We start from the raw sequence: 899 nt of genomic DNA on the forward strand, positions 1-899 counted from the left end.
CCCAATGGCCACGACATCATCCATACTCAGGCCCAGCTCTGAAGCGACGAGGGCCAAACCCGCTTCCTTCGAGACACCTTTCGGGACGATATTCAGCTTCTCATCGTTTACGCGAATCACATCCACTGCAGGGAAGGCTTTTGTAATCGTTTCTGTAATGTCATGCTGAATGTCGTGCTCCGTGTACACCTCGATGACGGGTGCACTCACCGGCTCATCCATGAGGAGATCGCTTAATGATTCAACGAACTGGACTGGATAGAAGATCGGGTCAGACGGATGAATGAGTGCTTTCCCCAATAAATTCGAATTCACCTTTTTCTTGTTTCCGATGGAATACTTTTCGTGAAGAAGCCGAATATTACATTGATAGCTCTCCAGCACTTGAACAATGTTAAAGGTATGATCATCAGAAATTCTTTTTTCAAAAAACGGGGCGTCTATTTTCTCAGCGATATATGTCCCGCTATGGGTGATCAGCTTGGCATCAAGCTTTAGCGATTTCGCTATTTTCTGTGCTGAGCGAAAATGACGGTTGGTCACAAGTGTGACGTAAATCCCTTTTTTCTTTACATATTCAATCGCGTCTTTCGTTGCCTGATGAATCTTCCCGTTCGACCGAAGCAGCGCTCCATCTATATTTAAGGCAAGCAATTGTTTTGACACAGAGATGTCCCCCTCCTTGATGACTGTACTTGTGTATAGGATATGACCCTGTCTCTGTGTTTAGAACAACCTTTTCTTAAAGCAAAAAAAGCCTGGCTCAGCAGACTTTATGTATGGCTTGTTGATAGGATACGATCGAAGCAGCCATTCTCCCTAATATCGTTATTTCGATTTACGAAAAATCATGTATCAGGAACCCCTTGTTTGACCAATGATGCGCTCCGAACACTTAA

Annotated in this window: 1 protein-coding gene; it reads right to left on the bottom strand. The window is 44.3% G+C overall.

All coding sequences use genetic code 11. The features are described from left to right. Window positions 1-666 (bottom strand): HAD-IIB family hydrolase (locus ACWHAR_RS24625; protein WP_452088127.1); only part of this gene is annotated, 666 nt, incomplete at its 3' end. Window positions 667-899: the final 233 nt, after the last annotated feature.

The sequence above is a fragment of the Bacillus sp. LR--39 genome (assembly GCF_053613335.1).